Origin of the sequence: Photobacterium rosenbergii (assembly GCF_033022775.1) — a bacterium.
Lineage (GTDB): Bacteria > Pseudomonadota > Gammaproteobacteria > Enterobacterales > Vibrionaceae > Photobacterium > Photobacterium rosenbergii_A.
This window is the reverse complement of the sequence record NZ_JAWJZI010000057.1, coordinates 1-316: the sequence shown is the minus strand read 5'-3', so window position 1 is coordinate 316 and position 316 is coordinate 1. Positions and strand designations below refer to the sequence as shown.

The 316-nt window shown below is 49.1% G+C and carries 1 tRNA gene; it reads left to right on the top strand.

Annotation, left to right across the window (positions count from 1 at the left end):
* Positions 1–107: 107 nt before the first annotated feature.
* Positions 108–182 (top strand) — tRNA-Gln (locus R2X38_RS26685).
* The last annotated feature ends 134 nt before the right edge of the window (positions 183–316 follow it).

Below are 316 nucleotides of genomic sequence, written 5' to 3'. Positions count from 1 at the left end.
GAAATTGGTAGACGCACCAGATTTAGGTTCTGGCGCCGCAAGGTGTGAGAGTTCAAGTCTCTCCTTCCGCACCATTCCTCTCTAACACGCTCATTTGAGCATACTGCAGGGCTATCGCCAAGCGGTAAGGCAACGGGTTTTGATCCCGTCATTCCCTGGTTCGAATCCAGGTAGCCCTGCCATATTTTGCTTAACGTCATTAATGATTCATTGCTAAAATGAAGATAGACGGTAAGTACGCGGAAGTGGCGAAATTGGTAGACGCACCAGATTTAGGTTCTGGCGCCGCAAGGTGTGAGAGTTCAAGTCTCTCCTT